This is a genomic window from Amycolatopsis sp. NPDC039088, from assembly GCF_055598845.1.
Genome location: NZ_JBVKAE010000003.1, coordinates 136,719 through 162,434, shown reverse-complemented (window position 1 = coordinate 162,434; position 25,716 = coordinate 136,719). Strand labels below are relative to the sequence as shown.

Sequence of the window (25,716 nt, the reverse complement as noted above, 5' to 3'; positions counted from 1 at the left end):
CTATCGCCGCCGGTCATTACGGCCCGCCCGTTCGCGGTGTGACAGTGCGGCCAGGACCGTGACTACTCGAAGGGGGAGCCGATGACCGGCGACCGAACCCGGCCGGATCTGCGCGCGCTGCTGGCCGCCAAGGGATTCCAGAACTGGATCAGCGACGGCTGGGAACCCGTCGACGACGTGGTCGAGGTGCCGCCGGGCACCGCCGAGGCCGCGGCCGCCCACCGCGGCAGGCTGTCGGCGGAGCTGCCGGGGCAGCGGATCGCGCTCGCGGCCGGCCGCGCCGTGGTGCGCTCCAACGACACCTTTCACGGCTTCCGCGCCGACAGCGACTTCGTCTGGCTCACCGGCTGCCAACGCGAAGGCGCGATTCTCGTGCTGACCCCGGCCGGCGACAGCCACCACGCCACGCTGTACGTCCCGCGCCCGGCGGAGTCGGGTGAACCCGACTTCGTTGGTGACGCGGACACCAGCCCGTTGTGGGTCGGCTCCGCCGCCGGTCCGGCCGCGTACGGCGACGCGCTCGGCATCGAATGCCGTCCGCTGGAAGACCTCCCGCGCGGCCTGCGCGGACGTAACCCGGGCGTGCTGACCGGCGCCGGGGTCGATCCCGTGCTCGACGCGTACGGCTTCGGCCACAGCGAACGGCTCCGGACCGTCCTCGCGGACGTGCGCCGGATCAAGGACGACTGGGAGATCGGCCAGTTGCGCGATGCCGTCGACGCCACCGCGCGCGGGTTCGCCGACGTACTGTCCGCGTTGCCCGAGGCGGTCCGCGGCGGCGGGGAGCGCTGGCTGCAGGGCACCTTCGACCGCCGTGCCCGCACCGAGGGCACGGGCCCCGGCTACACCTCCATCGTCGCCGCCGGTCCGCACGCGCCGATCCTGCACTGGACGCGCTGCGACGGGCCGGTGACCGACGACAGCCTGTTGCTGCTCGATGCCGGAGTCGAGCTGAATTCCTTGTACACGGCCGATATCACCCGCACCTTCCCGGTCGGCGGGGAGTTCACGGCCGCCCAGCGCGACGTGTACGACCTGGTGCACAAGGCGCATCTCGCGGCGCTGGCGGAAGTGCGGCCGGGCCAGGACTTCGCCGCTTTCCAGACGACGGCGCTGGGTGTGCTCGCCAGGGGCTTGCACGAGTGGGGCCTGCTTCCGGTTTCGGTGGACGAAGCGCTGTCGCCGGACGGGCAGCAGCACCGGCGGTACATCGTCTGCGGTACCGGTCATTTCCTCGGGCTGGACGTCCACGACTGCGCTTCCGCGAGCCCCGGTGCCTACCGTGAGGGCACGCTCGCCGAGGGCATGGCACTGGCGGTGGAGCCCGGTCTGTACTTCCACGCCGGCGACCGCACCGTGCCGCCGGAGCTCCGCGGCCTCGGCATCCGCATCGAGGACAACGTCGTGGTCACCGGATCCGGCCATGATCTGCTCTCCGGCGGCTTCCCCTCGACCGCGGACGAGGTCACCGCCTGGGTCCAGGCCGCCAGAGGGTCGTGAGTGATTCGGGTGCCGGGACGTCCGGTGGTTCCGGTGCTCTTTGCCCGCGGTGAAGTACATGATGGCCCCCTTGCTTGCGCCTAGCGCAGTGAAGGGGGCCTTCGTGTACTGGGGAAGGTGTGAAGGTCGAGTTTCCTCGACTCAGCCGCTGCGGTGTCCACAAGGGACACCAGCGGACGATTGAATGTCCGATTGATGCCTATGTGTACGTTTCCGCAGGGGGTCGTGAGTGTTAATTAGGGTAATTTGAGGGGTAAGGCAAAGGTGGCGTGGTGGGTGGTAAGTCCGTGAAGGCCTCCTTGAGGGACTCTGGGTCCCTCAAGGAGGCCTTCACGGACTTCAAGACAGGACGTTGATGTCACAGCCGTCCCACTGTCACCAGGGATCACGCCTGACGGTAGTGAAGGGCTCCTTCACTACCGTCAGCGTAGGCAAGGAAGCCTTCACCACCAGGGAAACGCGTAGGCAGCAGCGACCACAGCCCGCGACACGACACGTTTGACTTACCCCTCAATAGAACGAACCCTCTCTCAGGTACCTACTCGTGGCCTGCGGGCTTGCTCGCGTGAAGTACATGATGGCCCCCGTCCTTGCGCTAGGCGCAGTGAACGGGGCCTTCATGTACTGGGAAAGGTGTGAGGGTCGAGTTCCCTCGGCTGAGCCGAGGGAAGGGGTCCTTCACGCGCCGCTGTTGTGACTGGTGGTGCCGCTGGGGTTTGTGATGGGGTTTCGGGTCCGTGAAGGACTCCTTGAGGGACTCTGGGTCCCTCAAGGAGTCCCTCACGGACCAGCGCTACCCAGCTCACCCGCCGTAGGTAACCAAACACCGTTGGCCAGAGCAACCCAAATCACTCACGACCGCCTCGCAATACCGTGCAAGTCGCCCAAATCGGGCGCATTTGTTGCGAAACAGCGTCCCTTATGGACAGTCATGAGCCGTGTGGGCTCCTTGCGTGAGCCCCTCTTGCCGGGTTCATCACGACAGGTTCGCCTCGTCTCGCTATAGCGGCGGAGTCGACCCGGAACCACCCTCACTCACGAGCCCTGAAGCCGAAGCCGTGTCATGATGTCCGCGAACTCGATCGGCAAAGCGAACAATTCGCCCTCCGATCGTACGGTTTGACGAACGACGCGGGAGAAGCGGTGGAGAACGAGGCCCCCTCGATCCGGGACATGCTGGCGGTCAACCTGCGCGCGGCCAGGACGGCGAGGGGGCTTTCGCTGTCGGAGCTGTCCCGGCGCTCGGGTATCGGCAAGGCGACGCTGTCGCAGCTGGAGTCCGGTGGTGGCAATCCGACCATCGAGACCGTGTTCAGCCTGTCCAGGGTGCTGGAGGTGGCGATCTCCGATCTGCTCGACCACCGGGCCGGCGGTGCGCTCACCGTGGTCCGCGGCGCCGACGTCGAGGTGCTCCGCGGTGAGGGCGTCGATCTTCGGCCGCTGCGGCGAATCGAGACCGGTGACGGCGTGTTCGAGGTGTACGACCAGGTCGTGCGCGGTGACGCGCCGCAGCGTTCGCAGGGGCATGTCGGCATCGAGCACACTGTCGTGCAGTCGGGCTCGCTGCACGTCGAGGTGGCGGGCCGGACCGTCGACGTCGGCCCGGGGGACTACGTCGCCTTCGACGCCCGTGAGCCGCATTGCTACACCGCCGCGGAGGGGCCGGTCCATTCGGTGCTGCTGCTGCAATACCGCGCCGACGAACGGCTCGACGGCAAGCCGCATCCCGTGCTGAAGGGCTGACGGCCGGGCGGGGGATTGACACCTCTCTTCGCGGGAACCTACCCTCCGATCGTTCGCTTTACCGAACACTGGAGGGTCGTTGAACCGAACGCGCGTGGTCGTCCTCGGCGCGGGTATCGTCGGCGCCGCCTGTGCCCGTGAGCTGAGCCGGGCGGGCTTCGACGTCGTGGTCGTGGATCGCGGCCGTCCGGCCGGGGGCACCACGTCGCACGGCGAGGGCAATGTCCTCGTCTCCGACAAAGGGCCGGGCGCCGAACTCGAACTCGCGAAACTCTCGGCTCTGCTGTGGCCGCGAGTGGTCGCCGAGATCGCCGACGAGGACGCACGCGCGGCGTCGGCGATCGAGTACGACCCCAAGGGCGGCATCGTGGTCGCCACCACCGACGAGGGCGCTCGTGCACTCACCGCGTTCGCCGGGACCCAGACCGGTGCCGGAGTGCGCGCGGAACCGTTGTCGCTCAAGGAACTCGCTGAAGCCGAACCCGCGCTGACCCGCGAGGTGACCGCCGCTTTCCACTATCCGGAGGACGCGCAGGTCCAGCCCGCCGGCGCGGCGTTGGCGCTGCTGGGTTCCGCGGTGCGCCACGGCGCCCGGCTGCGATCCGATACCGAGGTCGTCGGCGCTGTCGTCCGCGACGGATCGATCACCGGCGTCCGCGTGCCCGGTGAGGTCATCGAGGCCGACGTCGTCGTCAACGCCGCGGGCCCGTGGGCGGGCCAGGTGTCGGCGCGTCTCGGTGCCCCGATCGCGATCCGCCCCCGCCGGGGCGAGGTGCTGGTGACCACCCCGATGCCCGGTGTCGTCCGGCACAAGGTCTACGACGCCGATTACGTCGGCGCGGTCGGCGCCGATTCGGGTGACCTGCAGACGTCCGCCGTCGTCGAGTCGACCTGGGGCGGGACCGTGCTGATCGGCTCGTCACGCCGCCGGGTTGGCTTCGACGACGCCATCCGCCCCGACGTGCTGAGCGCCATCGCCGTCAAGGCGCTGCGGTTGTTCCCGGCGCTCGCCGACGTCGCGGTGATGCGGGCCTACGGCGGTTTCCGGCCCTATGTGGACGATCATCTCCCGGTGCTCGGCGAGGACCCACGGCTGGGAAACCTGTGGCACGCCACCGGTCACGAAGGCGCCGGAATCGGGTTGAGCGTCGGCACCGCCCGGTTGCTGCGCGAACTGCTCACCGGGACGGAGCCCGCGATGGGTGTCGAAGAGTTCACTGTGGACCGTCCGGCGGTACTGGCCGGGGTGGCGGCGTGAGCGGCCGGTTGCAGCCGCGTGACCGGGATCCGGTCGGCCGTACCGACCGGCCGATCCGGATCACCGTCGACGGCGAACCGGTGGCCGGGATCGCGGGCCAGAGCGTGGCGGGTGTGCTGCTCGCCGCGGGCCGGATCTCCTGGCGCACTACCCGGGCCGGCGCGCCACGCGGCGTGTTCTGCGGAATCGGCGCCTGCTTCGACTGCCTGCTCACGGTCAACGACGTGCCCGACGTCCGCGCGTGCCGCCGTCCGGCCGCCGACGGCGACGAGATCCGCACCCAGTCGCGGGAGGAGGGCACGTGAGCGTTCAGGTCGTGATCGTCGGTGCCGGACCCGCCGGGCTCGCGGCCGCGGAGCACGCGCTGCGGGCAGGCGCCCACGTCACCGTGCTGGACCAGGCGGACGCCCCCGGCGGCCAGTATCACCGGATGCTGCCCGAGGCCTACTCGGCGCGGCATCCGGACCGGATCCAGCACGGCTGGGCCGGCTTCGACGCGCGCCGCCGAGTACTCACGCATCCGCGTTGCCGGTGGTGGCCCGGCACCTCCGTGTGGGCGTTCGATCGCGTGGAGAACCGGCTGCATGTGCTGCGGGGACAGTCCGACGGCGGTGGACGGCGGAGGCTGACCCTCGAACCGGACGCGCTGATCCTGGCGACCGGCGCGCACGATCGCACCCTGCCGTTCCCCGGCTGGGAACTGCCCGGTGTGTACACCGCGGGCGCGGCGCAGGCGCTGGCCAAGGGGGAGCGGGTCGCGATCGGCGAGCGCGTGCTCGTCGCCGGTGCCGGACCGTTCCTGCTGCCGGTCGCGGAATCGCTGCTGGGCGTCGGGGCCGAGGTGGTCGCCGTGCTGGAGGCCAACCCGTTCGCCACCGTCCGAAAAGGATGGTCGGCTCGACCGTGGCAGCTGGCCGCGCATACCGGCAAGGCCGGCGAGCTGGCCCGCTACGGCGCCACCCTGGCCCGCCATCGCGTCCCGTACCGGATGGGCCGGGCCGTGATCGAAGCACGCGGCGCCGACAAGGTCCGTGAAGTGGTGACCGCCAGAGTCCGGGCGGACTGGTCGGTCGTTCCCGGCACCGAGCGGACCTACGAGGTCGACGCGGTCTGTGTCGGACACGGCTTCGTCCCGCAGCCCGAACTGGCCGTCGCGGCGGGCTGCGTCCTCGACGGTGGTTTCGTCCGCGTCGACGGCGAGCAACGGACCACAGTGGACGGTCTCTTCGCCGCGGGCGAGATCACCGGCATCGGCGGTGCGGTCACCGCCGCGGCCGAAGGCGCGGTGGCCGGATGCGTCGCCGCGGGCGGAAAGCCGTCCACGGCGCTGCTCCACGCCCGTGACCGGGCCCGGGGCTTCGCCGAACGGCTCGCCTCGGCCCATCCGATCGGCGCGGCGTGGCACGGCTGGCTGCGGGAGGACACCATCGTCTGCCGCTGCGAGGAAACCACGTACGGCGAACTCGTCCGCGCCACCCGTGATCCCGCCTGTCCCGGCTCACACGCGCTGAAACTCGGCACTCGCGCCGGGCTCGGCCCGTGCCAGGGCCGGATGTGCGGCCCGACCGTGGCCGAACTCTGCGGTGCCACCGAACGACATCACCGCCCGATCGCCCAGCCCATCCGGCTGGGCGAGCTCGCCGCCCGAACCGAAGGAGATCCTGAATGAGCAGCCCCGACCTCGGTGGCGTCGTCGTCGCGACCGCCCTCCCGTACCGGGCGGACGCCTCGGCGCCCGCCGGGCTGGCCGTGGATCACGACGCCTACGCCGCGCACTGCCGGTGGCTGGTCGACAACGGCTGCCGGGGCGTCGGCCCGAACGGCTCCCTTGGCGAATACTCGTCGCTGACCGACGAGGAACGCCGTCGGGTCGCCCGGACCGCGATCGAAACCGTCGGCGACGACGGGATCGTCGTCGTCGGCGTGCACGGTCCCGGGGCGCATCAGGCACGGCATTGGGCCGAGGTCGCGGCCGAGGACGGCGCCGACGGCCTGCTGTGCCTGCCGCCCACGATGTACCGCGCCAACCGCGGCGAGGTGCTCGCCCACTTCGAGGCGGTGGCGTCGGTCGGCCTGCCGGTGATGGTCTACAACAACCCCATCGACACCAAGGTCGACCTGACCCCGGCTCTGCTGACAGAGATCGCGGCGATCGACAACGTGGTGGCGGTCAAGGAGTTCTCCGGTGACGTCCGGCGGGTGCTGGAGATCCGCGAGCAGGCACCGGGCCTGGACGTGATCAGCGGCGCCGACGACGTCGTGCTGGAAAGCCTGCTGATGGGCGCGACCGGCTGGTTCGCCGGGTTCCCCAACGTGTTCCCCGCCGAATCGGTGCGCCTGTTCGAGCTGGCGACAGCCGGCAAGCTCGAAGAGGCCAGGGCGCTCTACGAACCGCTCGTGGCCGCGTTTCGCTGGGACTCGCGCACCGAGTTCGTCCAGGCGATCAAGCTCGGCATGGACCTCGTCGGCCGCTACGGCGGGCCGTGCCGTCCGCCGCGCGGGCCGCTGACCGGCGAGCACCGCGAGCGGGTCACCGCCGACATGCGTCGCGCGCTCGCCTCGCTGGGGGTGGAGTAGATGCGGTCGATCCGGTCGATCACCGCTGTCGACTCCCATACCGAAGGCATGCCGACCCGGGTGGTGACCGGCGGGGTCGGGCTCATCCCCGGTGACACCATGGCCGAACGCCGCCGGTATTTCATGGCGCATCTCGACCATCTGCGGCAGTTCCTGATGAACGAACCGCGCGGTCATTCCGCGATGAGCGGCGCGATCCTGCAGCCGCCGTCCCGGCCGGACGCGGACTGGGGCGTGGTCTACATCGAGGTGTCGGGCTGCCTGCCGATGTGCGGGCACGGGACGATCGGGGTGGCGACCGTGCTGGTGGAGACCGGCATGGTCGAGGTGACCGAACCGAAGACCGTGGTGCGCCTGGACACCCCGGCCGGGCTCGTGCACGCTGAGGTCGAGGTCCGCGACGGCCGCGCGGAACGCGTCAAGCTCCGCAACGTCGCGTCGTTCCTGGCCGAGCGTGACGCCGTCGTCGAGGTGCCAAGGCTCGGGGAGGTGCGGTACGACCTGGCCTACGGCGGGAACTTCTACGCGATCCTCGAACTGTCCCAAGTGGACATCCCGTTCGATCGCGCGGAGAAGGACCGGATCCTCGCCGCGGGGCTGGACATCATGGCGGCGATCAACGACCAGCGTCCGCCGAAGCATCCGGCGGATCCGCTGATCGGTGGCTGCAAACACGTCCAGTTCCTCGCGCCGGGCTCGGACGCCCGCGCGTCGCGGAACGCCATGGCGATCCATCCGGGCTGGTTCGACCGGTCGCCCTGCGGCACCGGCACCTCGGCCCGGATGGCTCAGCTGCACGCCCGCGGTGAGTTGCCGCTGCACACGCCGTTCGAGAACAGTTCGTTCATCGGCACCACCTTCACCGGGGAACTGGTGGAGGAGACCACAGTCGGCGGCGTGCCCGCCGTGGTACCGGAGTTCTCCGGACGCGCCTGGATCACCGGCAACGCCACCTACCTGCTCGACCCGGACGACCCGTTCCCCGCCGGGTTCGTCCTCTGACCCGCGTTCAGTCCTCTAAATGCGGTAGATGCACACGCAACTACCGCATTTAGAGGACGAAATGCGTTTCAGTCCGAGACCACGGTCCCACCCTGGATGACGTGCCGGAACTTCTCCGGTTCGGCCAGGACGCCGATGTCCTCCAGCGGATCGCGGTCCACGACAAGCAGATCCGCGTGCGCGCCGGGGGCGAGCGTACCGATCTCACCGGTCAGGTTCAGCAGGTCCGCGGCGGTCGACGTCGCCGACCGGAGGACGTCGAGCGCGGGCTGCACCTCGCCGCGCAGCCGGAATTCGTGGTTCTGGTGCCGGTGCATCCCGCCGAGCAGATCGCTGCCGTACACCAGTTTCACCCCGCCGCGGGCGGCGCGGTCCAGCGCGGCCATTCCCGCGCCGAGCACCTCGTCGACCTTGCGCCAGCTGGATTCCGGCAGCCCGTGCTCGCGCCCTTCCTCCTTCAACGCCCAGTACGTGACCAGGGTGGGCACGAGATAGGCGTCGTGCCGGAGGAACAGCTCGACACTGAGATCGTCGATCAGGTTGCCGTGCTCGATCGACCGCACGCCCAGTTTCAGCGCGCGGTTCACCGCACGGGCGGTGTAGGCGTGCGCGGCGACGTACCGGTTGGCCGCTTCCGCCTCTTCGACGATCGCGCGCAGTTCGTCGGCGGAATACTGCGTCGAGTCGATCCGGTCGGTGGGGGAGGCGACACCGCCGGAGGCCATCACCTTGATGTGGTGCGCTCCCTTGCGGAGTTCGTCGCGCGCCGCCGCGCGGACCGCGTCGACACCGTCGGCGAGCCGTCCGAGACCCGCGCAGCACGGGTGGTCGTCGCTGGCGTTGGCGCCGCGGGTCCGGCTGTCGCCGTGGCCCCCGGTCTGGCTCAGCGCGCGTCCGCAGAACAGCAGTCGCGGACCCCGGAACAAGCCCTCGGCCTGCGCGTCGACGAGGCCGTAGTCCGCGCCCGATGCGTCGCGGACCGTGGTGAAGCCGCGGTCCAGCATCCGGCTCATCGTGCGGGCGCTGTGCGCGGCCACATAGGACGGTGACGACGAGGGGAGCGACCCGAGATCCGCCGTCGACGCGGTCACGTGCACGTGGGCGTCGACCAGGCCGGGCAGCACGACGGAGCCACGCAGGTCCTCGGTCCGGATGTCACCGACGGTGAGACCCGTGCCGATCTCGACGATGCGGCCGTCCTCGCACCGGAGGTCTCCCTCGGTGTACTCGCCCTTGGCCGGGTCGAGCAGACGGGCGTTGCGCAGCAGCAGTGATCCGTTCATCGCGTCTCCAGGATTTCGCGCAGGGCCGGGACCGCCAACGGTGCCAGTGAACGGGCCGCCACGACGGAATCGGCGTCGTAGCTGCCCTCCGCGTCGAGGATGTTGAGGACGCCGAGCGTTCGGCCGTCTTCCACCACCGGCACGTTGATCACCGCGCCGCAGCCCAGCCGGTCGATGAGTTCGTGGTCGGCGAAGATCTCCCGTACCGCCGCGCTGTCCGGCCCGAAGTAGGGTTCCTGCCCGGTGATGCACCGGTCCAGCCAGCCTGCGGCGACCTCGACGGTCTTCTCGCCGCCCACCGGGTACTCCGCCGGGTGGCTGCTGTGCACGCGCCGCAGCGCTTTCCGTTCGGGCACCCACGCCAGCACGGTGAACAAGCGCACGCCGATCGTGGCGCGGGTCTTGTCCTCCACAGTGGACAGTGACACGGTCACTTCGTCATCTCCTTCGCGGTCTTCACGGGCGCGCCGTGCTCGGTCAGTTCTTCCAGCGAGCGGCCGGCGGTGGACAGGCCGAACACGACCACGCACACCACCCCGGCCGCCAGGACGGCGGTGGTCAGGCCGAAGACACCGGCGAAGCCGAGGCTCGCCGCCGACAGGCCGATGATCGTCGGGGCCAGGATGCTGCCGACCCGGCCGAACGCGCTGGACAGCCCGGTCCCGCTGGCGCGGATCCAGGTCGGGAACACCTCGGGGGTGTAGGAGTACACGCCGGCGTAGGTGCCGTTGAGGAAGAACGACAGCACCGCCCCGGCGAGGGTGATCGACCACGGCGCGTCCATCTGGCTCAGCCAGAACGCGCTCACCGCGGAGCCCGCCAGGTACAGCGCGATGGTGTGCTTGCGGTCGAGCCGTTCCGACAGCCAGGCCGCGGAGAAGTACCCGGGAATCTGGGCGAGGTAGATGATGATGGAGAACTCGAAGCTCTTGGTCACCGTGATCCCGCGTTGCACGAGCAGCGTGGGGATCCAGGAGAAGAAGCCGTAGTAGGAGAAAGTGATCACGAACCAGACAGTCCAGATCACCGCCGTCCGCCGTGCCATCGCGGGGCTCCAGAGGAACTTCAGCGCGCTGAGGAGGTTGACCTTCGGCGTCTCCGTCGCCGGCTGGGCATCGGTCTCGGCGACCGGCGGAAGTGCTTGCCCCGTCGCCTTTTCGACGTCCCGCTCGAGTTTGGTGACGATCTTCTCCGCCTCCGCGTGCCGCCCGTTCGCGACGAGGAACCGCGGTGATTCCGGCAGGGACCGGCGCCACCACAGCAGCATGACGATCGGCAGCGCGGTGATCAGCTGGGCGACCCGCCAGCCCTCCGGCACCGTCGGGACGACGAAGCGCCCGATCAGCGCGGCGGCCACGAACCCGAACGAGAAGAACCCGGCCAGCGCGCCGACGAACCAGCCGCGTCGTTTGGCGGGGACGAACTCGGACAGGAACGGGGCGATGATCGCGCTTTCGGCGCCCGCGCCCGCTCCGGCCAGCACCCGGGCGCCCAGGAAGATCTCGTAGTTGGGGGAGAAGGCGGCGAGGACCGAGAACACCGCGTAGAAGGCCAGCGCGTACATCATGACCTTCTTGCGGCCGATGCGGTCGCCCAGCAGTCCGGCGGCGATCGCGCCGAAGAGGAAGCCGAACGGCGTCGCCGAACCGATCAGCCCGAGCTGCCCGTTGTCGAGGTCCCAGGCCGCTTTCGCGCTCGGCAGGAGGAAGGCGACCACGGCGGAGTCCATCCCGTCGAAGGTGTAACCGAGTCCGCCGATGAGCAGGAGTTTGTAGTGGGGACGGCTCAAGGGGAGCCGGTCCAGTCGTGCCAGAAGCGTCATGGGGAACGCCTTCCGTGTTCGGGCGACGAAGAGTGCGGACAACGTATACTGCGTTTCGACAAAACTGCAATGGTTGTTGCATGTGGTTCGGTGTGCACGATGCGTTACCGTGGCGCGGTCGAGGGAGGGGTGCGCGTGGCAGAGACGGGAACCGACGACGGTTTCGAGGCGTGGCTCCGAGATCGGACGCCGGAACGCGGATTGCGCCCGAAGTCGGCCGCCGTGCTCGAAGTGCTGGTCTCCCAGCCGCGCCGGGCGTCGTTCGGCTCGACGGCCGAGCTCGCCCAGCTCGCCGGGGTCAACGTCGCCACCGTCACCCGTACCGCGCAGGCACTGGGGTTCGCCGGCTGGCCCGCGCTGCAACAGGAACTGCGGGCGCGCTACATGTCGTCGCTGAGCGCGCCGCAAGTGGCTGAGGAACACCGCGACGTCGACTCGCCGGGGTCGGCGTCGCTGCGCCGCGACCTCGACAGCCTCGCTCTGCTCAACCGCCGGTTCGACGAGGACGAGATCCGCAACGTCGCCGAGGCGGTCGCCGCCGCGCGCCGCACGGTCGTCATCGCCGATGGCAGCTACGCCGCCGTCGGGATCGCTTTCGCGCACAACGCGCGGCTCGCCGGTTACGACGTCCACGCGATCACCGCGGGCGACGCCGAACTCGCCAACGCCACGGCGAAGCTCACCGCCGACGACGTGCTCATCGCGATCAGTTTCTGGCGGCTGTACGAGAGCACCGTGCTCGCCGCGAACGAAGCCAAGGCCAGGGGAGCGCGTGCTTTCGCCATCACCGACGCGGCCAGTCCGGCGCTGGCGGGCGCTGTCGAGCAAGTGCTGATGGTGCCCGCCGAGGGTGTCACCTTCTTTCCGTCCTTGACCGCGGGGATGAGCCTGGTGCAGGCCATCGTCGCGCAACTTGCCGCCGTCGACCCCGCTCGGACCAGTGACTCCATCGAAGCGGCCGAGGCCATGTGGTCGCGGTTCGATCTGCTGCACCGCCGCCCTGGGTCGGCCGAAAGGCCGGTGCCGAAAAGGCCGACCGGTGGAGGCGTGCCCGCCGGATGACCGATCCGCCGTACCCCGCCGGGCGGCGATCCTGGTTGCAGGCCGCCGGAAGCGGGCGGCACGGGGATCAGGAGGCGGAAATGACGATCATCGCGACCCTGGGGGCTTACGCCGGACTCGCACTGCTGGCGCTGATGGCGGTGACGCCGCTGCTGGTCGAACTCGACCAGCGCTTCCCGGTCACCCGCCGGGCGAAGACGGCGGAACGCGAACGCCGGATGCCGGCCAAGTTCGCCTCGGCGTGACGCAGAGCACAGACGTCTCGGTGGGGCTACCTCACGTGAGTGATTCAGCCCCGACCAAGTCGTAACTTTGTGTCGCGTTATGAAACGCTGAGTGACGTGACCGTGGATTGCTGCTCCAACGCCCAGCCCGCCGACGCTTTCGCCGAGTTCCGGCAGAACGTCGACGAACTGACCCAGGCGTTCATCGACGCCTGCCGTCAGGGCCGTAGTCCCGGCGATGCCACCCTCGACCTGTTGCAGCGGGTCCACCGCGAAGACCGCAACTGGGTCGTCGTCCACCTGACGTTCGCCATCGCCGCGCTCGCGCATCAGCGCGCCCTCACTTCGGCCGGTGCCGTCACCCGGCCAGGTGGCGTAACGGGTGCGCCGGAGCGGGCGTTGCTAGCTTCCGCGAGTGACTGATCCGACCGTCTCCGCGGTCATCGCGGTGCTCGCGGGTTTCGTGCTCGCGGGTCTCCTGGCCGTCCCGTACATCGCGGCGAGTTACCGGCGCCGCGGCGAACTCGGGTTTTGGCGGGTCCTGCTGGTGTTCGGGTTCCTGGTCTACGCCATGTCCCTGTGGACGTACACGTTGCTCCCCATCCCGCGGACGACGGCGGCGTGGTGCGCCGAACACGCGACGAGTCACCTGCAGCTGCGGCCGTTCCAGTTCGTCGCCGACATCCGCCGCGAACAGCTCGGGAGCGGCCTGCGGGCGATCCTGCGCAATCCCGCGGTCCAGCAGGCGGTGTTCAACGTCGCCTTGTTCGTGCCGCTGGGGATGTTCGTGCGGCACCTCTTCCGGCGGAGTTTCGCGGCCACCGTCGCGATCGGACTCGCGGTCTCGCTGTTCATCGAGTGCACCCAGTTCACCGGGGTCTGGTTCCTGTTCGAGTGCCCGTACCGGCTGGCCGATGTCGACGACCTGCTGACCAACGCACTCGGCGCCGCCGTCGGCTTCGGGCTCGCCCCCTTGCTGCGGCTGCTGCCCGGGAACGAGCCGTCCGCGCCACCCGGGATCCCGCGTCCGGTCACCGCCCGCCGCCGTCTGCTCGGGATGGCCGTCGACCTCGTCTCGGTCGTCCTGCTCGGCACCACTCTCGGGCTGGTGACGACCTTGTCGGCGGGCGAACCGAACACCGTGTTCACGGCCCTGATCGGCACCCTGTTGCCCGCGGTGCTCCTGCTGCTCGTCGTTCCTCTCGCGGGGAATGGTGCCAGCTTCGGCCAACGGGTCGTGTTGCTGCGCCCTGTCGGACCGGACGGCGATAGGCCGGCCGGGTGGCGGATGCTCGTGCGGTTTCTCGCCGGTTCCGGCGGCTACTTCACCTTGCTCACCCTGGCTTCGGTGGTCAACGGCGGATTCGAGGCGCTGGCGAATCTGCTGTTCTTCGCCAGCGGCATCCTCGCGATCCGGCCCCAAGGTCATCAAGGACTGTCCGGTCTCCTCGCCGGTGTGCAGGTGGTCGACGCACGGACGATTACCCGATCGGGTCTATCCTGCCGTTCGCGCGAGTCATTCCGCCTGGCAGCGGATTCGGACGGGAACACTCCCCGCCGTGGACGTGGAGTCGATGGATGACGTGGCCGACTGCCTGCTCTCGGTGGCGTGGAACATTCTTCCGTTGCTGGGAAAGCCGTCGGCTCGCGCGGGAAACCGGCCGCAGGAAATCCGGTCCTTCCTCGTCGACGCGTGCCACGACGCCGGAATGCGGGCCCGCGAATGGGCGGCCGCGCACGGCGCGGGAACCCGGGAGGACCTCCGTCCCTTCCTGCGGCTCGCGGAGGTCGCGGTGGACGCGAATCTGTTCCTGAGCATGGTTTCCGGCACGATGGTCGCCGACGACGAGCGGATCCGCCGCCGGTGGGCCGAAATCGACACGCTGGTCGGCGAGGCGCGCGACCTCGCCGGGCAGGTCACGGAATTCCTTGGCGGGCAAGCAGTGTCGCCCTGTTCGTGACACCGGCGAGAGCGAGCACGACGGGGGCGGCCGGGGAACTCGGCCGCCCCCTGCCCAGGGGGATCAGTCTTTTTCGAGGGTCAGGTCGTAGCGGTTGAGTACCTCCTTGACGGGCTGGAAGAACGTGGTGCCGCCTTCATCGCAGTCGCCGGAGCCGCCCGAGGTCATTCCCTGCGCCTGCACGAGTTTCGTGCCGGAACCCGACGAAGGACGGCTGACGAACGAGCCACCGGAGTCGCCCGGTTCGGCGCAGGCGTCGGTCTGCGTGAGGCCCTTGACGATGTTCCCGTTGCCGTAGTTCACCGTCTGGTCCAAGGCCTCCACTCGCCCGCACTGCCAGTGGGTGGTGATCCCGGACCGGCAGATCCGGCCACCGACCCCCACGACGTCGGCGCCTTCGATCCGCACGTCCGAACCGTCCTCGTACCGATCGACCCGGGGCGGGGTCGAGACGTCCGATTGAGTCACCTTGACGGTCCCGTAGTCGTTGCCGGGGAAGGACGACCTCGCGACTTTGCCGATCGTGCCGTCGACGCCGCGCACGGTGCCGCCGAGTTCGGTGCAATGGCCCGCGGTGATCACGTAATGGTCATCGTCGTCGTAGGCGTTGAACCCGACGGAACAAGCCCCGCCGCTGAAGTAGAGCCCCTGCCCGCCGACGACCGCCCACAGCGGCCGCGGTGCGCTCTTCACTTGTGCCACCCGGACCGGGACTCCGGTGGCCGTCGCCCAGGCCCGGCCCGCCGGATCGCCGCCCACCACGCTGACCACGACCTCGTTCGTGGGCGCGTCGACGTACCAGCCGGCGACCGAAGCGGGTACCCCCGCCGATCTATTGTCCAATGTGGACTGGATCTTCTTCAGTTCGGCGGCGCTGTGCCGCACCACCTTCGGGATCGCGCCCGCCGCGCGGATCCGGGCGGAATGACTCGCGTCGGTGGTGCCGACGATCAGTTCGCCGGTCGTCTTGTCGAGCCAGGAACCGGCGAACGCGGCGCCGAGTGAACCGCTGAGACGTTGTTGCGTGGCGGCCAATGTGGCCGGACCGGCCGCTTCGTTCAGCACCGGCGTCGCCGCCGAAGCCGGGGTCGCGAACGCTGTCACGGCGGCCGCGGCGCCGATCAAGGCGGACATGGTGCGCAGAGGACGTCGAATCACGAAAACCTCCAGGTATTACGGAATTCGTTGCGGGGTGTGTGCAGGAGAAATGCTCCTCATTCGACGTTACGACAAAGATGTATCGATCGAATGCCGCCATTTGAGTTGCACTGGCGGTTCCCCTTTCCGGCTCAACGGGATCGAGCATTTCCGGATTTCCTCACTCTTGTGAGTGGCGCCTGCACGATTTGCCGTCCCCGATTCACCGACCGGCAATCGACAATCCGCGACGCTCGTGCGCCCATTCGGGAAACGGTCGCTCGCGGGCGGGAGCAGGTGCGTCACCTGATGGTGATCAGGCCGAACCCATTCGTTCGAATCGGTGACGAACGCGTCTCGTTCGCCCGGTAGCCGCGGAAGCGGCCCGCGCCGGGCCCGCTGGTGCACTGTCCACTTCGTCCGCTAGGTTCTGGTCGTCAACTGGGGTGGCACGGCTTCGTCGTGCCTGGACAAGGAGTACTAACCACAATGTCACGTACTTTGACGCGGCGCGCCGTGGTCGTCGGGGTCACCGCCGTGTTGCTCGGCGCGTCCACCGCGGTCGCGGCCGCGGCCGATCCGGCCGTCTTGATCCCGACCGGCAAGTATCCGGAAGCCGTCGCGATCAGCCCGGACGGCAAGAAGGCCCTCGTGACCAGCCCGCCGGACGCGACCGTGACCGTCGTCGACACCGCGACCCACAAGGTCACGAACACCATCGCTGTCCAGCGTGGCCCCTTCGAAGTCGCGTTCACCCCGAACGGGGCCAAGGCGTATGTCGCGAACGCCTATGCGAACGCCGTCTCGGTGATCGACATGGCGTCGGAGACGATGGTCGCCTCCGCGTTCGGCGGCGACTACCCGACCTCGCTCACTGTGTCGCGCGACGGCTCACGGGTCTACGTGGCCGGACGTGAAGCCGTCCACGTACTCGACACGGCCACGGACACCGAGGTGACGGCGGTCAAGCTCGAGACCTCCGCTTACGCGCTCGCCGCTTCACCGGATGGCACGAAGATCTGGGCGGCGACGGAATCCGGTGAGCTCACCGCGATCGACACCGCCACCAACACCGTGACCGACGCGGTGAAGACCGGCTCGGGCGGCGACGTGGTGCTTTCCCCGGACGGAACACGCGCCTATCAGAACGGTGGCAGTGCGCTCGTCGTCGTCGACCTGATCGCCCACGAGGTCGTCGCGCGCGTGCCGGGGCTGCAGAACGGCCACCGGCTCGCCATCAGTCCGGACGGAAGCCGCGTCTACGCGGGAAGCAGGGCGAGCGATACGACACAGGGCACACTCGCCGAGTTCGACACGAGCACGAACACGCTGGTGCGCAAGCTGCCCGCGGGTGCCTACCCGTACGGCATCGCGGTCACCCAGGACGGCACGCACGCCTACGTGGTGCTCGCCGGGCAAGCCGCCGTGGCTTACCTCGATCTGCGGCGCTGACCTCCACCGAGGACATGAAGTCGCCTGCACCCTGCTTTTCCCGGCGTCCCGGCATCCTTCGAAGAGCGGCCGATTCCTTTTCGCGATGACCAGGATCTACCTGATGGGAGACGCGGCCCGCGTCTCCCATCAGGTACGCCGAGAAAAGTAAGGCTGATCGCCGATGACCGTTCCAGCGACCATGCGCGCCCTGCAGCAGACTTCCCTGACCGGCCCGCGTGACCTGCGCCTGATCACCGACGCCTCGGTGCCGAGCCCGGAAGCGGGTGAGGTCCTGATCCGCGTGACCGCGGCAGGCGTCAACTTCGCCGACGTCTCGAAGGCCTACGGGACCTTCCTGAACGGTCCGAGGCCACCATACGTGGCGGGCTTCGAGGCCGCCGGCGAGGTCGTCGCGGTGGGCGAGGGGGTGACCGATCCGCGACCTGGAGCCCGGGTCGTCGGCGTCGGAAATGGAGCTTTCGCCGACTACATGGTGCTGCCCGCCGCCGCGGCGATGCCAGTGCCCCCTGGCTGGTCGGAAGAGCAAACACTGGGCCTGGTGGTGAATTGGCCGACCGCGCTGGCCGCGCTGAAGCCGCTGGGTGGCGTCACCGCGGGGCAGACGGTGCTGATCCACGCCGCGGCGGGCGCGACCGGACAGGCCGCGGTGACGATGGCCAAGTACTACGGTGCGACGGTCATCGCCACCGCCTCGCCGGGAAAGCACGAAACTGTGCTGGCGCTGGGCGCCGACCACGTCTTGGACTCCCTCGGTGGTGACCTCGGCGCTGAGGTGCTGCGACTGACCGGTGGCGCGGGTGCCGATGTGGTGCTGGAGTCGGCGGGCGGCGCTACCTTCGAGGCGAGCCTGGCCGCGGCCAAGCGGGTCACCGGCCGCGTCGTCGTCTACGGCTTGGCGGGCGGCGAAGCCACGATCACCAACTGGGACCTGGTGTACAAACACCAGGTTCACGTCATCGGGCTCAACATCGGCGTGCTGATCCAGGCCTCGCCGCGGATCTTCGGCGAGGTCATGAGCGAGCTGTCCGCGCTCATCGCCGCCGGTGTGGTTACTCCCCGGCTGCCCACCGTCTATGACCTGGCCGACGGTCCGAAAGTACTCGCGGAACTGCAGAACAGGGCCACCGTCGGCAAACTGGCGCTGCTGCCCTGACACCGTGCCACACCGGAAGTCGCCTGAAGGAGCCGAGTGACGCCACCGGGTCAAGACCGGTTCACCGCCGAGACCGAGCGGTTCCGCCGGGAACTGCTGGCACACTGCTATCGCATGGTCGGCTCGGCGCACGACGCCGAGGATCTCGTGCAGGAGACCTATCTGCGGGCGTGGCGGTCCTACTCCGGCTTCGAGGGACGGTCGTCGGTGCGATCCTGGCTCTACAAGATCGCCACCAACGTCTGCCTGAGGGCGGTGGAACCGCGGCGGATCAGGATGCTGCCCTCGGGTCTGACCGGCCCGTACGACGGACCCGATCGCCCGCCGAGCACCGTCGCGCCGGACGAGGTCTCGTGGCTGGAACCGCTGCCGGACGCGTGGATCGCCCCGCCCGGCGACGATCCCGCCACGGTCGTGGTCGCGCGTGAATCGCTGCGGCTGGCCCTCGTCGCCGGCCTGCAGCACCTGCCCGCCCGCCAACGGGCGATCCTCATCCTGCGCGAAGTGCTGGCGTTCTCCGCGGCCGAGACCGCGGAGATCCTCGGTACCACCATCGCGGCGGTCAAAAGCGGTCTGCAGCGCGCCCGTGCCCGGCTGGACGAGGTGGAGCCGGAACCCACGGAACTGCTCGAACCGACGGACCAGCGGGCACGCGCTCTGCTCGCGGGCTACATCGCGGCCTTCGAACGCTCCGACGCCCGCCTGCTGGAACAGGTGCTGCGCACCGACGCCACCCTGGAGGCGACGCCGTTCCGCGACTGGCAGTCGGGCAGGGCGATGTGCCTTCACGTGCTCGACGCGTTCGTGCTCGGCACACCGGGCGACTGGAAGATGACCGCCACCACCGCCAACGGCCAACCCGCCGCCGTCGTGTACCACCGGGACGCGGATGGCGTGCTTCGGGCGGACGGTGTCGTGGTGCTGGCCGCGACGGCGACCGGTGTCTCCCGCGTGATCAAGTTCCACGATCCCGCGCTGGTCGCGATGTTCGGGAGGCCTGGGTGAAGCGGTCCGAAGAAACGGCGTACCGGGAGTACGTCACGTCTCGGATGGAGGTCATCGTGGCGACCACTTCGCCCCGGAAAGGTCAGAGCCAGTCCGCCTCGATGCCGCGGGCGCGCAGTGTCTCCAGTGCCTCGTCGTTGCCCGTGTAGAGCAGTGTCATCGACTTCAAGTAAGGAAAGTGCCGCACGTCGGCGAATTCGTCGACATCGAACAGACCGTCCTCGCCATCCCAGTTCGGCGCGATCTGGAGGTAGATCTCGTTGCCGCCGTCCATCTCGATCTCGGTGATCTTCTCCGCGAGCGCGACCGGCACCTCGAGCGCCTCGAAGTAGGCCAGGGCCTCAGGTACCGCCTCGACGCTGCCGTCGTCGAAGGTGAAGCCCTGTGCGGCGGCGTACTCACGCAGGTCGAACCGCGGGAGGAGATCCTGGTTGTACATCAGCTCCTGGATCACGGCGAGCTTGAAGTTGAGGTCGGTGAACGAGATCGGCTGGCTCATGGCCGAACCCTACAAGCGGTGAAGCGCCTGGCCCGCCGCGCGCCGATACTGCCGATGCAGCCGGGCGAACCTCAGTTCGTCGACCGCGGCCGGGTCGGCCAAGAACGCGATCACGGCTGCCCCGTCGGTCGTCCGACGAATATCGGCGTCCAGTCCCGCGGTCAGGGACGGCAACCGCCGGTAGCGGTCGAAATCGAAGTAGGTCGTCCAGCTCAGCCACTCCGGCCAGGAACCCGGAGGTGGCGCGGCGGTCGAAAAGGGATCTTTCAGATCGGTGAGCAGGAGGTGCAGCGCTCGAAACGGGTGGACAGGAAGACGTCCACCTCGGAGCGGTTCCACAGGTTGGTGCTCCAGGATCCCGTGGCGAGGCCGTGGACCAGCTCTCGCCGATTCAGCACCCGGTGTTCGCCCTCATGGCCGGGGGAGCTGTCGAAGCCGTTGATCCCTCCGTCCGGCCGACGCGGCGACAGACCGAAGGCCACGGTCAGCGTGAGCAGGCGTTCCACCGTCGCCGGCCGCAACGCTCCGCCGGGCAGCGTGGGGTTCCACATCCAGTCCGATCCCATGGACGGCATCCTTGCATCGCCGGCACCCCGCGAGCGCGGCCGCGGCCCTGATTACAACTACTGCCGAGTCTCAAGATCACCGCGCTACGAAGGGCGTCACGCTCAGCAAGTGCGCCTTGAAACCCTCGCCGTAGGTGGTGGTCGGGGTGCCGGCGTAGTCCTGGATGAGGACGTTGCCACCGGTGCAGCCCCACGGGTTCCATGTCCACGCCGTGTACCCGAGGCGGTGCGCGTCCAGCCACGCCATCACCTGGTCCAGGTAGTCGTGCGCGCACGAATCCTGGCCGATCTCCCCGGCGTGCACCGGAACCTGCGCGGCGACCGCGCCGATCTGGCTGTCCCAGCAGGCGGAGGTCTTGCAGGCGTTGAAGTTGTACGAATGCCACGACGCGACCACGTTGTTCAGCGGGTCGATCGGCCGGTAGGTCAGCCACTGGGAGAGGTCGTTGGTCCAGGTGAGTCCGGCGGTCATGACGACGTTCGTCGCGCCGGTCGCGCGGACGGCGTCGAGAAGGTCCTGCATCCCCGCCACCTCGTAGCCGATGCCGGTGCACTGGCCGCCGTCGCGCAGGCAGCGCCACTCGGCGGCCGCGTTCGCCCAGTTGTCGGCCGCGTCCGGGTAAGGCTCGTTGAACAGGTCGAACACGACGGCGTCGTTGCCCTTGAACGCGGTGGCGACCTGAGTCCAGAACGCCGGCGTGTGCTCCATGCTCGGCATCGGTTTCTGGCAGGTGGCGTTGACGTCCGCACACGCCGACACGTTGCCGGTGTACAGCCCATGTGTCCAATGTAGATCGAGGATCGGGTTGATGCCGTTGGCCACCAACAGGTTCACGTAGTCCTTGACCGCCTGCTGATAGGCGGGCCCGCTGGGCGAGCCGGACAGGCCCAGCCAGCAGTCCTCGTTCAGCGGGATGCGCACCGCGCGGATGTGCCAGGTCTTCATCGCGTCGACCGACGCCTGGTCGACCGGGCCGCTGTCCCACATGCCCTTGCCCTGCATACAGGCGAATTCGCCGCTGGCGCGGTTGACGCCGAGCAGCCGGTAGGACTTGCCGTCGGCGGTCAGCTGGTTCCCGGACACCTTCAACGCCGGTGCGGGCCCGCCGCCCGGCGGCTCGGTCGGCGGGACACCGGTGCAGGCGGCGCCGTTGACCGCGAACTCCGTCGGCGTGCCGTTGCTGCCGCTATAGGAGAAGTTCGCGCCCGGTTGGACACTGCCGCCTGCCGCGATGGTGCCGTTCCACGTCTCGTTCCGGACGGTGACCTGTTTGCCGGACTGCGACCAAAGGCCGTTCCAGCCCTGCTGAAGAGTCTGGTTGCCGGCGTAGGAATACGTCAGGGTCCAGCCGTTGACGGCCGCGGTGCCGAGGTTCGCGATGGTCACGGAGACGCCGAAGCCGGAGCCCCAGTCCTTCGCGGCGTAGTCCACACGGCAGGCGAACCCCGCGGCCTCGGTACTCGCTCCGGAGACCGGTGCCGCCGACAGCACCACGGCGGCGCAGGCGCTCGCCACGGCGAGGAGTTTTCTCGCTGTCACACCCATGGACACTCCTTTGTGCTCGGTGAGCCGCTCACCCTGGGAGCGCTCCCAGCGCCGATCACGGTGACCGATCGGAGGATGTCCTGTCAATTCCGGAGGCGACTCCAGGCAGGAATTCACCCACCCGCCGACCAGTGATTGGGCCGGGCGGGCCAATGCGATCAACGACGCCCGGGCGGACGCGGACGCCGAGTGACGCGGGCCGTGGAAAACGGCCCGCACGAACGTCAGCCGCGGCGAGCCGGCGTTCTCAGGGGCGCGGGATGTTGCGGAGGTTGGCCCGGGCGAGGTCGATCATCCGGCCCACCCCGCCTTCGAGCACGACTTTGCTCGCGGCCAAGGCGAATCCGCCGAGCTGACCGGCGGTGATGTGCGGCGGGACGGACAACGCGTTCGGATCCGTCACGACATCCACCAGCGCGGGACCGTCGTGCCCCAGTGCCTCCTTGAGCGCCGCACGCAACCGGTTCGGATCGGTCACCCGCTCGGCGCGCAGTCCCGCGCCACTGGCGATGGCGGCGAAATCGACCGGCCGGTGATCGGTCTGATAGTCGGGCAGGCCGTCCACCAGCATTTCCAGTTTCACCATGCCGAGCGAGGAGTTGTTGAACGTCACGATCTTGACCGGAAGGTCGTGCAACGCCACGGTGAGCAGCTCTCCGAGCAGCATGCCGAGTCCGCCGTCGCCGGACATCGACACGACCTGGCGCCCCGGGTAGGCGAACTGCGCGCCGATGGCGTGCGGCAGGGCGTTGGCCATGGTGCCGTGGAGGAACGACCCGATGACCCGGCGGCGCCCGTTGGGCGTGAGGTACCGGGCCGCCCAGACGTTGCACATGCCGGTGTCGACGGTGAAGATCGCGTCGTCCGCGGCGAGTTCGTCGAGGAGGTCCGCGGCGAACTCCGGATGGATGGGCACATGCCGCTCGACGTTGCGGGTGTAGGCGTCGACGACCTGTTCCAGGTTTTTGCAGTGTTCACGCAGCATGCGGTCCAGGAACCTGCGGTCGGTCTTGCGCCGCAAGAGCGGCAGCACGGCTCGCAGGGTCTCCCGCACGTCGCCGTGCACCGCGAGCTCCAGCGGCGTGCGACGGCCCAGCCGGGTCGCGTCGTGGTCGACCTGCACGGTCCGGGCCTGAGGAAGGAAGGAGTCGTAAGGGAAATCGGTGCCCAGCAGGAGCAGGAGATCCGCGTCGTGCATGGCCCGGTAGCAGGCGCCGTAGCCGAGCAGTCCGCTCATTCCGACGTCGTAGGGATTGTCGTACTGGATCCACTCCTTGCCGCGCAGGCTGTGGCCGACCGGTGCCTGCACCGTCCCGGCCAGCTCCATCACCTCGGCGTGCGCGCCACGGACGCCGGCACCGGCGAACACGGTAACGGTCTCGGCCTCGTTGATCAGCTCGGCGAGTCGTGCCACCTGTGGTTCCGGTGGCACGACCGTCCCGTGTTCGGTGACCGGAACCCCTTGGCCGGTGGGCGAAGTGGCGTCGAGCTGCGCGACATCGCCGGGCAGCACCAGCACCGACACCTCACCGCGGGACAACGCGTGCTGCATGGCGATCCGCAGGACCCTCGGCATCTGAGCGGGTCCGCTGATCTGCTCGCAGTAGCCACTGCAGTCGACGAACAGCCGTTCGGGATGGGTCTCCTGGAAGAAGCCGGTACCGATCTGGCCGGACGGGATATGCGAGGCGAGCGCGAGAACCGGGGCACCGGTGCGGTGCGCGTCGTAAAGCCCCTGCACCAGGTGGGTGTTGCCGGGGCCGCAGCTGCCGGCGCACACCGCGAGCCGTCCGGTCAGCTGGGCCTCGGCGGCCGCGGCGAACGCGCCCGCCTCCTCATTGCGGACGTGCACCCATTCGATGCCCGGTGTGCGGCGGATGGCGTCGACGACGGGGTTGAGGCTGTCGCCGACCACGCCGTAGATCCGCTCCACCCCGGCCTGCACCAGGACCTGGACGAACTGCTCGGCGACGTTGAGCTTGGCCATTACGACCCCTTCGATGCTCCGGCGGCGGGACTACGTTCATGATCCACGTGCGGGCGCCGCCTCGCAGGTCCTAGCCGAGCTCGGCCGTGGAGCCGACGACGACGGCGTAGAGGTCACCGATCGTGGCGAGGGCCGCACGGTGCTGTTCCGCCGCGGTCACCGCGCCCGCGACGGACGGGAGCGGGCGCGTGGCACAGGCGGCCGCCACCACGGTCGGGGTGTTCCCGCGCAGGAACGCGCCTTCCGCGGTGAACGTGACGCACATATGGGTCATGAACCCGGCCACGACGACGTCCTGGTGTCCGGCGGCGTCGACCAGCTCCCCCAAGGGTGTCCCGACGAACGAGTTCGGCGCGGTCTTCACCACGACCTGTTCACCCGGAACGGGAGCGACGCGCTCGTGGATCCGGCCGATGTCCTGCCCGAGGTCGTACGGGCTGCCCTCGCCGCCGTCGTGCACGACGTGGATGACCGTCGCGCCCTCCGCGCGAGCACGCGCCAGCAATGTGGCGGCCTCGTCGAGCGCCGCTTCCCAGCCGTCGAGTTCCATCACGCCGCGCGTGTAGGTGTTCTGGTAGTCGACGAGGATCACCGTCGCGTCCGAGAGCGTCGCGGGGGTCGTCGGCAGGGCGCTGATTTCGCGGAGAGTGGTGCTGGTCATCGTGTTTCCTTCGCTTTCCGTCGGTACGGCTACCATCGTGGCTGACCCGATCCGATATCGAGATACGGATTCGGGTCAGGCATGGTCGAGATCGGCCGACATCCGCGGGAAGAGGGATCGATGAGCGCTCCGAGAGTGGCCGTCCTGGCGTTCGAGGGGATCAGCCCGTTCCACCTCGCCGTGCCGTCGCTGGTCTGGGGACCCGAATCCCCGGTGGGCGACATGGAGCCGTGGCCGATCACGGTCGTCGCCGTGAAGCGAGGACTGCTCGCCACGGGCGCCGGCTATTCCATCGACGTTCCCGCGGACCTCGGCGCGCTCGCGGACGCCGACATCGTCGTCGTGCCGTGGTGGTCCGACCCGGAAGCCCCCACGCCCGCGCCCGTCTCCGCCGCGCTGCGGACCGCGCACGAACGCGGAGCACTCGTCGTCGGGCTCTGCTTGGGAGTCTTCGCCCTCGCGGATGCCGGCATCCTCGACGGTCGCGCGGCGACGACGCACTGGAAATGGGCCGAAACGTTCCGGCGGCGCTTCCCCTCGGTGGAGCTGCGTCCCGAAGACCTGTATGTCGACGAGGGCGACGTGGTGACCGGTGCGGGCGCGACCGCCGGGATCGACACCTGTCTTCATTTGCTCGCTCGCCGGGCCGGTCAGGTCGTGGCCAACCGCGTCGCCCGCCGGATCGTCGCCGCGCCGCACCGTCCCGGTGGCCAGGCCCAGTTCATCGAATTCCCCGTCCCCGCCCCGGACGAGGATCCGCTCACTCACGTGATGAGCTGGGCGCAGTCCCATCTCGACGCACAGCACAGCATCGACGGCCTCGCGGCCCGTGCCCATCTGAGCAGGAGCACCTTCACCCGCTCGTTTCGCGCCCGCACTGGGACCACCGTCCACAACTGGCTTGTCGCCCAACGCCTCGCGCGGGCGCGGCACCTTCTCGAGACGACCACGCTCGGCATCGACGCCGTCGCCGCACAATCCGGTTTCGGCACGCCTGCCCGTCTTCGCGAGCATTTCGCCACCGCGCTGGGCACGACGCCGACCCGCTACCGGGTCGAGTTCTCCGGAGTCATTACTGGGCTGCCTCACAAGATCGACGAATAGAGTCTCGGTTACGAGCTAACCGTGCTCTCTGTTCCCCTTGTGGCTGGTCATCAGCACATCGCGATCGCCGGTGCCCACACACTCGCCGTGGCCATGCTCGTGCCGAAGACCAGGTTCGGCCTGGTGACCCGGAATCTCGCTGCCCGCGCGTGGCCTTGGGGTTTGTGACAA

26 protein-coding genes are annotated in these 25,716 nt (G+C 69.1%); 17 read left to right on the top strand and 9 right to left on the bottom strand.

Annotated elements, in window-relative coordinates:
- Positions 1 to 81: 81 nt before the first annotated feature.
- The 7 genes from ACZ7KI_RS05590 to ACZ7KI_RS05560 all read left to right on the top strand — a co-directional run bounded on the left by ACZ7KI_RS05590 (position 82) and on the right by ACZ7KI_RS05560 (position 8,080).
- Positions 82 to 1,500 carry an aminopeptidase P family protein gene (locus ACZ7KI_RS05590; protein WP_470272005.1) on the top strand — a complete coding sequence of 473 codons (1,419 nt, stop codon included), beginning with the start codon at positions 82 to 84 and terminating at the stop codon, positions 1,498 to 1,500.
- 1,143 nt (positions 1,501 to 2,643) lie between these two features.
- Positions 2,644 to 3,243 (top strand): helix-turn-helix domain-containing protein, encoded by a 600-nt coding sequence (locus tag ACZ7KI_RS05585; protein ID WP_470272004.1) that lies wholly within the window; start codon positions 2,644 to 2,646, stop codon positions 3,241 to 3,243.
- Between the two features lie 79 nt (positions 3,244 to 3,322).
- Positions 3,323 to 4,501, top strand: coding sequence for an NAD(P)/FAD-dependent oxidoreductase (locus ACZ7KI_RS05580; RefSeq protein WP_470272003.1), 1,179 nt, complete (start codon positions 3,323 to 3,325; stop codon positions 4,499 to 4,501).
- The gene (locus ACZ7KI_RS05575) at positions 4,498 to 4,806 is read left to right on the top strand and encodes a (2Fe-2S)-binding protein (RefSeq protein ID WP_470272002.1); all 309 of its coding nucleotides are present in this window, start codon (positions 4,498 to 4,500) and stop codon (positions 4,804 to 4,806) included. Before ACZ7KI_RS05580 ends, ACZ7KI_RS05575 begins: the two co-directional genes overlap by 4 nt.
- The gene (locus ACZ7KI_RS05570) at positions 4,803 to 6,170 is read left to right on the top strand and encodes an FAD/NAD(P)-dependent oxidoreductase (protein ID WP_470272001.1); all 1,368 of its coding nucleotides are present in this window, start codon (positions 4,803 to 4,805) and stop codon (positions 6,168 to 6,170) included. Before ACZ7KI_RS05575 ends, ACZ7KI_RS05570 begins: the two co-directional genes overlap by 4 nt.
- Positions 6,167 to 7,078: a dihydrodipicolinate synthase family protein gene (locus ACZ7KI_RS05565; RefSeq protein ID WP_470272000.1), complete on the top strand. Its 912-nt coding sequence runs from the start codon at positions 6,167 to 6,169 to the stop codon at positions 7,076 to 7,078. The genes ACZ7KI_RS05570 and ACZ7KI_RS05565 overlap by 4 nt, the downstream gene beginning before the upstream one ends.
- Positions 7,079 to 8,080 carry a proline racemase family protein gene (locus tag ACZ7KI_RS05560; protein WP_470271999.1) on the top strand — a complete coding sequence of 334 codons (1,002 nt, stop codon included), beginning with the start codon at positions 7,079 to 7,081 and terminating at the stop codon, positions 8,078 to 8,080.
- 68 nt (positions 8,081 to 8,148) lie between these two features.
- Here ACZ7KI_RS05560 and ACZ7KI_RS05555 read toward each other — a convergent pair whose 3' ends face one another.
- Genes ACZ7KI_RS05555 through ACZ7KI_RS05545 form a run of 3 tightly spaced genes read right to left on the bottom strand, consistent with a single transcriptional unit; the run spans position 8,149 to position 11,185 of the window.
- Positions 8,149 to 9,363, bottom strand: coding sequence for a metal-dependent hydrolase family protein (locus tag ACZ7KI_RS05555; RefSeq protein WP_470271998.1), 1,215 nt, complete (start codon positions 9,361 to 9,363; stop codon positions 8,149 to 8,151).
- Positions 9,360 to 9,797 (bottom strand): GAF domain-containing protein, encoded by a 438-nt coding sequence (locus ACZ7KI_RS05550; RefSeq protein WP_470271997.1) that lies wholly within the window; start codon positions 9,795 to 9,797, stop codon positions 9,360 to 9,362. The genes ACZ7KI_RS05555 and ACZ7KI_RS05550 overlap by 4 nt, the downstream gene beginning before the upstream one ends.
- The gene (locus ACZ7KI_RS05545) at positions 9,794 to 11,185 is read right to left on the bottom strand and encodes an MFS transporter (protein ID WP_470271996.1); all 1,392 of its coding nucleotides are present in this window, start codon (positions 11,183 to 11,185) and stop codon (positions 9,794 to 9,796) included. Before ACZ7KI_RS05545 ends, ACZ7KI_RS05550 begins: the two co-directional genes overlap by 4 nt.
- Before the next feature lie 135 nt (positions 11,186 to 11,320).
- Between ACZ7KI_RS05545 and ACZ7KI_RS05540 the strand changes: the two genes are divergently transcribed.
- The 5 genes from ACZ7KI_RS05540 (at position 11,321) to ACZ7KI_RS05520 (ending at position 14,432) form a co-directional block, all read left to right on the top strand.
- Complete coding sequence (locus ACZ7KI_RS05540; protein WP_470271995.1) at positions 11,321 to 12,247, top strand: MurR/RpiR family transcriptional regulator; 927 nt, start codon at positions 11,321 to 11,323, stop codon at positions 12,245 to 12,247.
- Positions 12,244 to 12,492 (top strand): hypothetical protein, encoded by a 249-nt coding sequence (locus ACZ7KI_RS05535; protein ID WP_470271994.1) that lies wholly within the window; start codon positions 12,244 to 12,246, stop codon positions 12,490 to 12,492. Before ACZ7KI_RS05540 ends, ACZ7KI_RS05535 begins: the two co-directional genes overlap by 4 nt.
- 96 nt (positions 12,493 to 12,588) lie before the next feature.
- Positions 12,589 to 12,894: a hypothetical protein gene (locus tag ACZ7KI_RS05530; RefSeq protein ID WP_470271993.1), complete on the top strand. Its 306-nt coding sequence runs from the start codon at positions 12,589 to 12,591 to the stop codon at positions 12,892 to 12,894.
- Entirely contained in the window at positions 12,887 to 14,053 is a 1,167-nt protein-coding gene (locus ACZ7KI_RS05525) for a VanZ family protein (RefSeq protein WP_470271992.1), read from the top strand. Before ACZ7KI_RS05530 ends, ACZ7KI_RS05525 begins: the two co-directional genes overlap by 8 nt.
- On the top strand, positions 14,046 to 14,432 hold the full coding sequence (locus ACZ7KI_RS05520; RefSeq protein ID WP_470271991.1) for a hypothetical protein: 387 nt from the start codon (positions 14,046 to 14,048) through the stop codon (positions 14,430 to 14,432). The genes ACZ7KI_RS05525 and ACZ7KI_RS05520 overlap by 8 nt, the downstream gene beginning before the upstream one ends.
- Positions 14,433 to 14,495: 63 nt before the next feature.
- Here ACZ7KI_RS05520 and ACZ7KI_RS05515 read toward each other — a convergent pair whose 3' ends face one another.
- Positions 14,496 to 15,590: a S1 family peptidase gene (locus tag ACZ7KI_RS05515; protein ID WP_470271990.1), complete on the bottom strand. Its 1,095-nt coding sequence runs from the start codon at positions 15,588 to 15,590 to the stop codon at positions 14,496 to 14,498.
- Positions 15,591 to 16,058: 468 nt separating this feature from the next.
- Between ACZ7KI_RS05515 and ACZ7KI_RS05510 the strand changes: the two genes are divergently transcribed.
- The 3 genes from ACZ7KI_RS05510 to ACZ7KI_RS05500 all read left to right on the top strand — a co-directional run bounded on the left by ACZ7KI_RS05510 (position 16,059) and on the right by ACZ7KI_RS05500 (position 19,182).
- On the top strand, positions 16,059 to 17,021 hold the full coding sequence (locus ACZ7KI_RS05510) for a YncE family protein (protein WP_470271989.1): 963 nt from the start codon (positions 16,059 to 16,061) through the stop codon (positions 17,019 to 17,021).
- Positions 17,022 to 17,184: 163 nt separating this feature from the next.
- A complete protein-coding gene (locus ACZ7KI_RS05505) occupies positions 17,185 to 18,177 on the top strand; it encodes a zinc-binding dehydrogenase (RefSeq protein WP_470271988.1) in 993 nt (330 codons plus the stop codon).
- Between the two features lie 36 nt (positions 18,178 to 18,213).
- A complete protein-coding gene (locus ACZ7KI_RS05500; protein ID WP_470271987.1) occupies positions 18,214 to 19,182 on the top strand; it encodes an RNA polymerase subunit sigma-70 in 969 nt (322 codons plus the stop codon).
- 82 nt (positions 19,183 to 19,264) lie between these two features.
- Here the strand turns inward: ACZ7KI_RS05500 and ACZ7KI_RS05495 are convergent, their stop codons facing one another.
- The 5 genes from ACZ7KI_RS05495 to ACZ7KI_RS05475 form a co-directional block, all read right to left on the bottom strand.
- Positions 19,265 to 19,681, bottom strand: coding sequence for a DUF6892 domain-containing protein (locus tag ACZ7KI_RS05495; protein ID WP_470271986.1), 417 nt, complete (start codon positions 19,679 to 19,681; stop codon positions 19,265 to 19,267).
- A gap of 266 nt (positions 19,682 to 19,947) precedes the next feature.
- Positions 19,948 to 20,247, bottom strand: coding sequence for a hypothetical protein (locus ACZ7KI_RS05490; RefSeq protein ID WP_470271985.1), 300 nt, complete (start codon positions 20,245 to 20,247; stop codon positions 19,948 to 19,950).
- Positions 20,248 to 20,323: 76 nt separating this feature from the next.
- Positions 20,324 to 21,793 carry a cellulase family glycosylhydrolase gene (locus ACZ7KI_RS05485; RefSeq protein WP_470271984.1) on the bottom strand — a complete coding sequence of 490 codons (1,470 nt, stop codon included), beginning with the start codon at positions 21,791 to 21,793 and terminating at the stop codon, positions 20,324 to 20,326.
- 247 nt (positions 21,794 to 22,040) lie between these two features.
- Positions 22,041 to 23,780, bottom strand: a complete 1,740-nt coding sequence (locus ACZ7KI_RS05480; protein WP_470271983.1) for a pyruvate dehydrogenase — start codon at positions 23,778 to 23,780, stop codon at positions 22,041 to 22,043.
- A 70-nt stretch (positions 23,781 to 23,850) separates the two neighbouring features.
- Positions 23,851 to 24,441, bottom strand: coding sequence for an isochorismatase family protein (locus ACZ7KI_RS05475; protein WP_470271982.1), 591 nt, complete (start codon positions 24,439 to 24,441; stop codon positions 23,851 to 23,853).
- Positions 24,442 to 24,561: 120 nt separating this feature from the next.
- On the opposite strand from ACZ7KI_RS05475, the gene ACZ7KI_RS05470 reads away from it, so the two are divergent.
- On the top strand, positions 24,562 to 25,545 hold the full coding sequence (locus tag ACZ7KI_RS05470) for a GlxA family transcriptional regulator (RefSeq protein ID WP_470271981.1): 984 nt from the start codon (positions 24,562 to 24,564) through the stop codon (positions 25,543 to 25,545).
- Between the two features lie 39 nt (positions 25,546 to 25,584).
- A complete protein-coding gene (locus ACZ7KI_RS05465; RefSeq protein ID WP_470271980.1) occupies positions 25,585 to 25,713 on the top strand; it encodes a hypothetical protein in 129 nt (42 codons plus the stop codon).
- Positions 25,714 to 25,716 lie beyond the last annotated feature (3 nt).

What these genes read in the sequence shown, in the direction of transcription:
- ACZ7KI_RS05590 (WP_470272005.1), top strand. Translation starts at nt 82, where the DNA reads ATGACCGGCGACCGAACCCGGCCGGATCTGCGCGCGCTGCTGGCCGCC.
- ACZ7KI_RS05565 (WP_470272000.1), top strand. Translation starts at nt 6,167, where the DNA reads ATGAGCAGCCCCGACCTCGGTGGCGTCGTCGTCGCGACCGCCCTCCCG.
- ACZ7KI_RS05560 (WP_470271999.1), top strand. Translation starts at nt 7,079, where the DNA reads ATGCGGTCGATCCGGTCGATCACCGCTGTCGACTCCCATACCGAAGGC.
- ACZ7KI_RS05555 (WP_470271998.1), bottom strand. Translation starts at nt 9,363, where the DNA reads ATGAACGGATCACTGCTGCTGCGCAACGCCCGTCTGCTCGACCCGGCC.
- ACZ7KI_RS05545 (WP_470271996.1), bottom strand. Translation starts at nt 11,185, where the DNA reads ATGACGCTTCTGGCACGACTGGACCGGCTCCCCTTGAGCCGTCCCCAC.
- ACZ7KI_RS05535 (WP_470271994.1), top strand. Translation starts at nt 12,244, where the DNA reads ATGACCGATCCGCCGTACCCCGCCGGGCGGCGATCCTGGTTGCAGGCC.
- ACZ7KI_RS05520 (WP_470271991.1), top strand. Translation starts at nt 14,046, where the DNA reads ATGGATGACGTGGCCGACTGCCTGCTCTCGGTGGCGTGGAACATTCTT.
- ACZ7KI_RS05510 (WP_470271989.1), top strand. Translation starts at nt 16,059, where the DNA reads ATGTCACGTACTTTGACGCGGCGCGCCGTGGTCGTCGGGGTCACCGCC.
- ACZ7KI_RS05505 (WP_470271988.1), top strand. Translation starts at nt 17,185, where the DNA reads ATGACCGTTCCAGCGACCATGCGCGCCCTGCAGCAGACTTCCCTGACC.
- ACZ7KI_RS05495 (WP_470271986.1), bottom strand. Translation starts at nt 19,681, where the DNA reads ATGAGCCAGCCGATCTCGTTCACCGACCTCAACTTCAAGCTCGCCGTG.
- ACZ7KI_RS05490 (WP_470271985.1), bottom strand. Translation starts at nt 20,247, where the DNA reads ATGGGATCGGACTGGATGTGGAACCCCACGCTGCCCGGCGGAGCGTTG.
- ACZ7KI_RS05485 (WP_470271984.1), bottom strand. Translation starts at nt 21,793, where the DNA reads ATGGGTGTGACAGCGAGAAAACTCCTCGCCGTGGCGAGCGCCTGCGCC.
- ACZ7KI_RS05480 (WP_470271983.1), bottom strand. Translation starts at nt 23,780, where the DNA reads ATGGCCAAGCTCAACGTCGCCGAGCAGTTCGTCCAGGTCCTGGTGCAG.
- ACZ7KI_RS05475 (WP_470271982.1), bottom strand. Translation starts at nt 24,441, where the DNA reads ATGACCAGCACCACTCTCCGCGAAATCAGCGCCCTGCCGACGACCCCC.
- ACZ7KI_RS05470 (WP_470271981.1), top strand. Translation starts at nt 24,562, where the DNA reads ATGAGCGCTCCGAGAGTGGCCGTCCTGGCGTTCGAGGGGATCAGCCCG.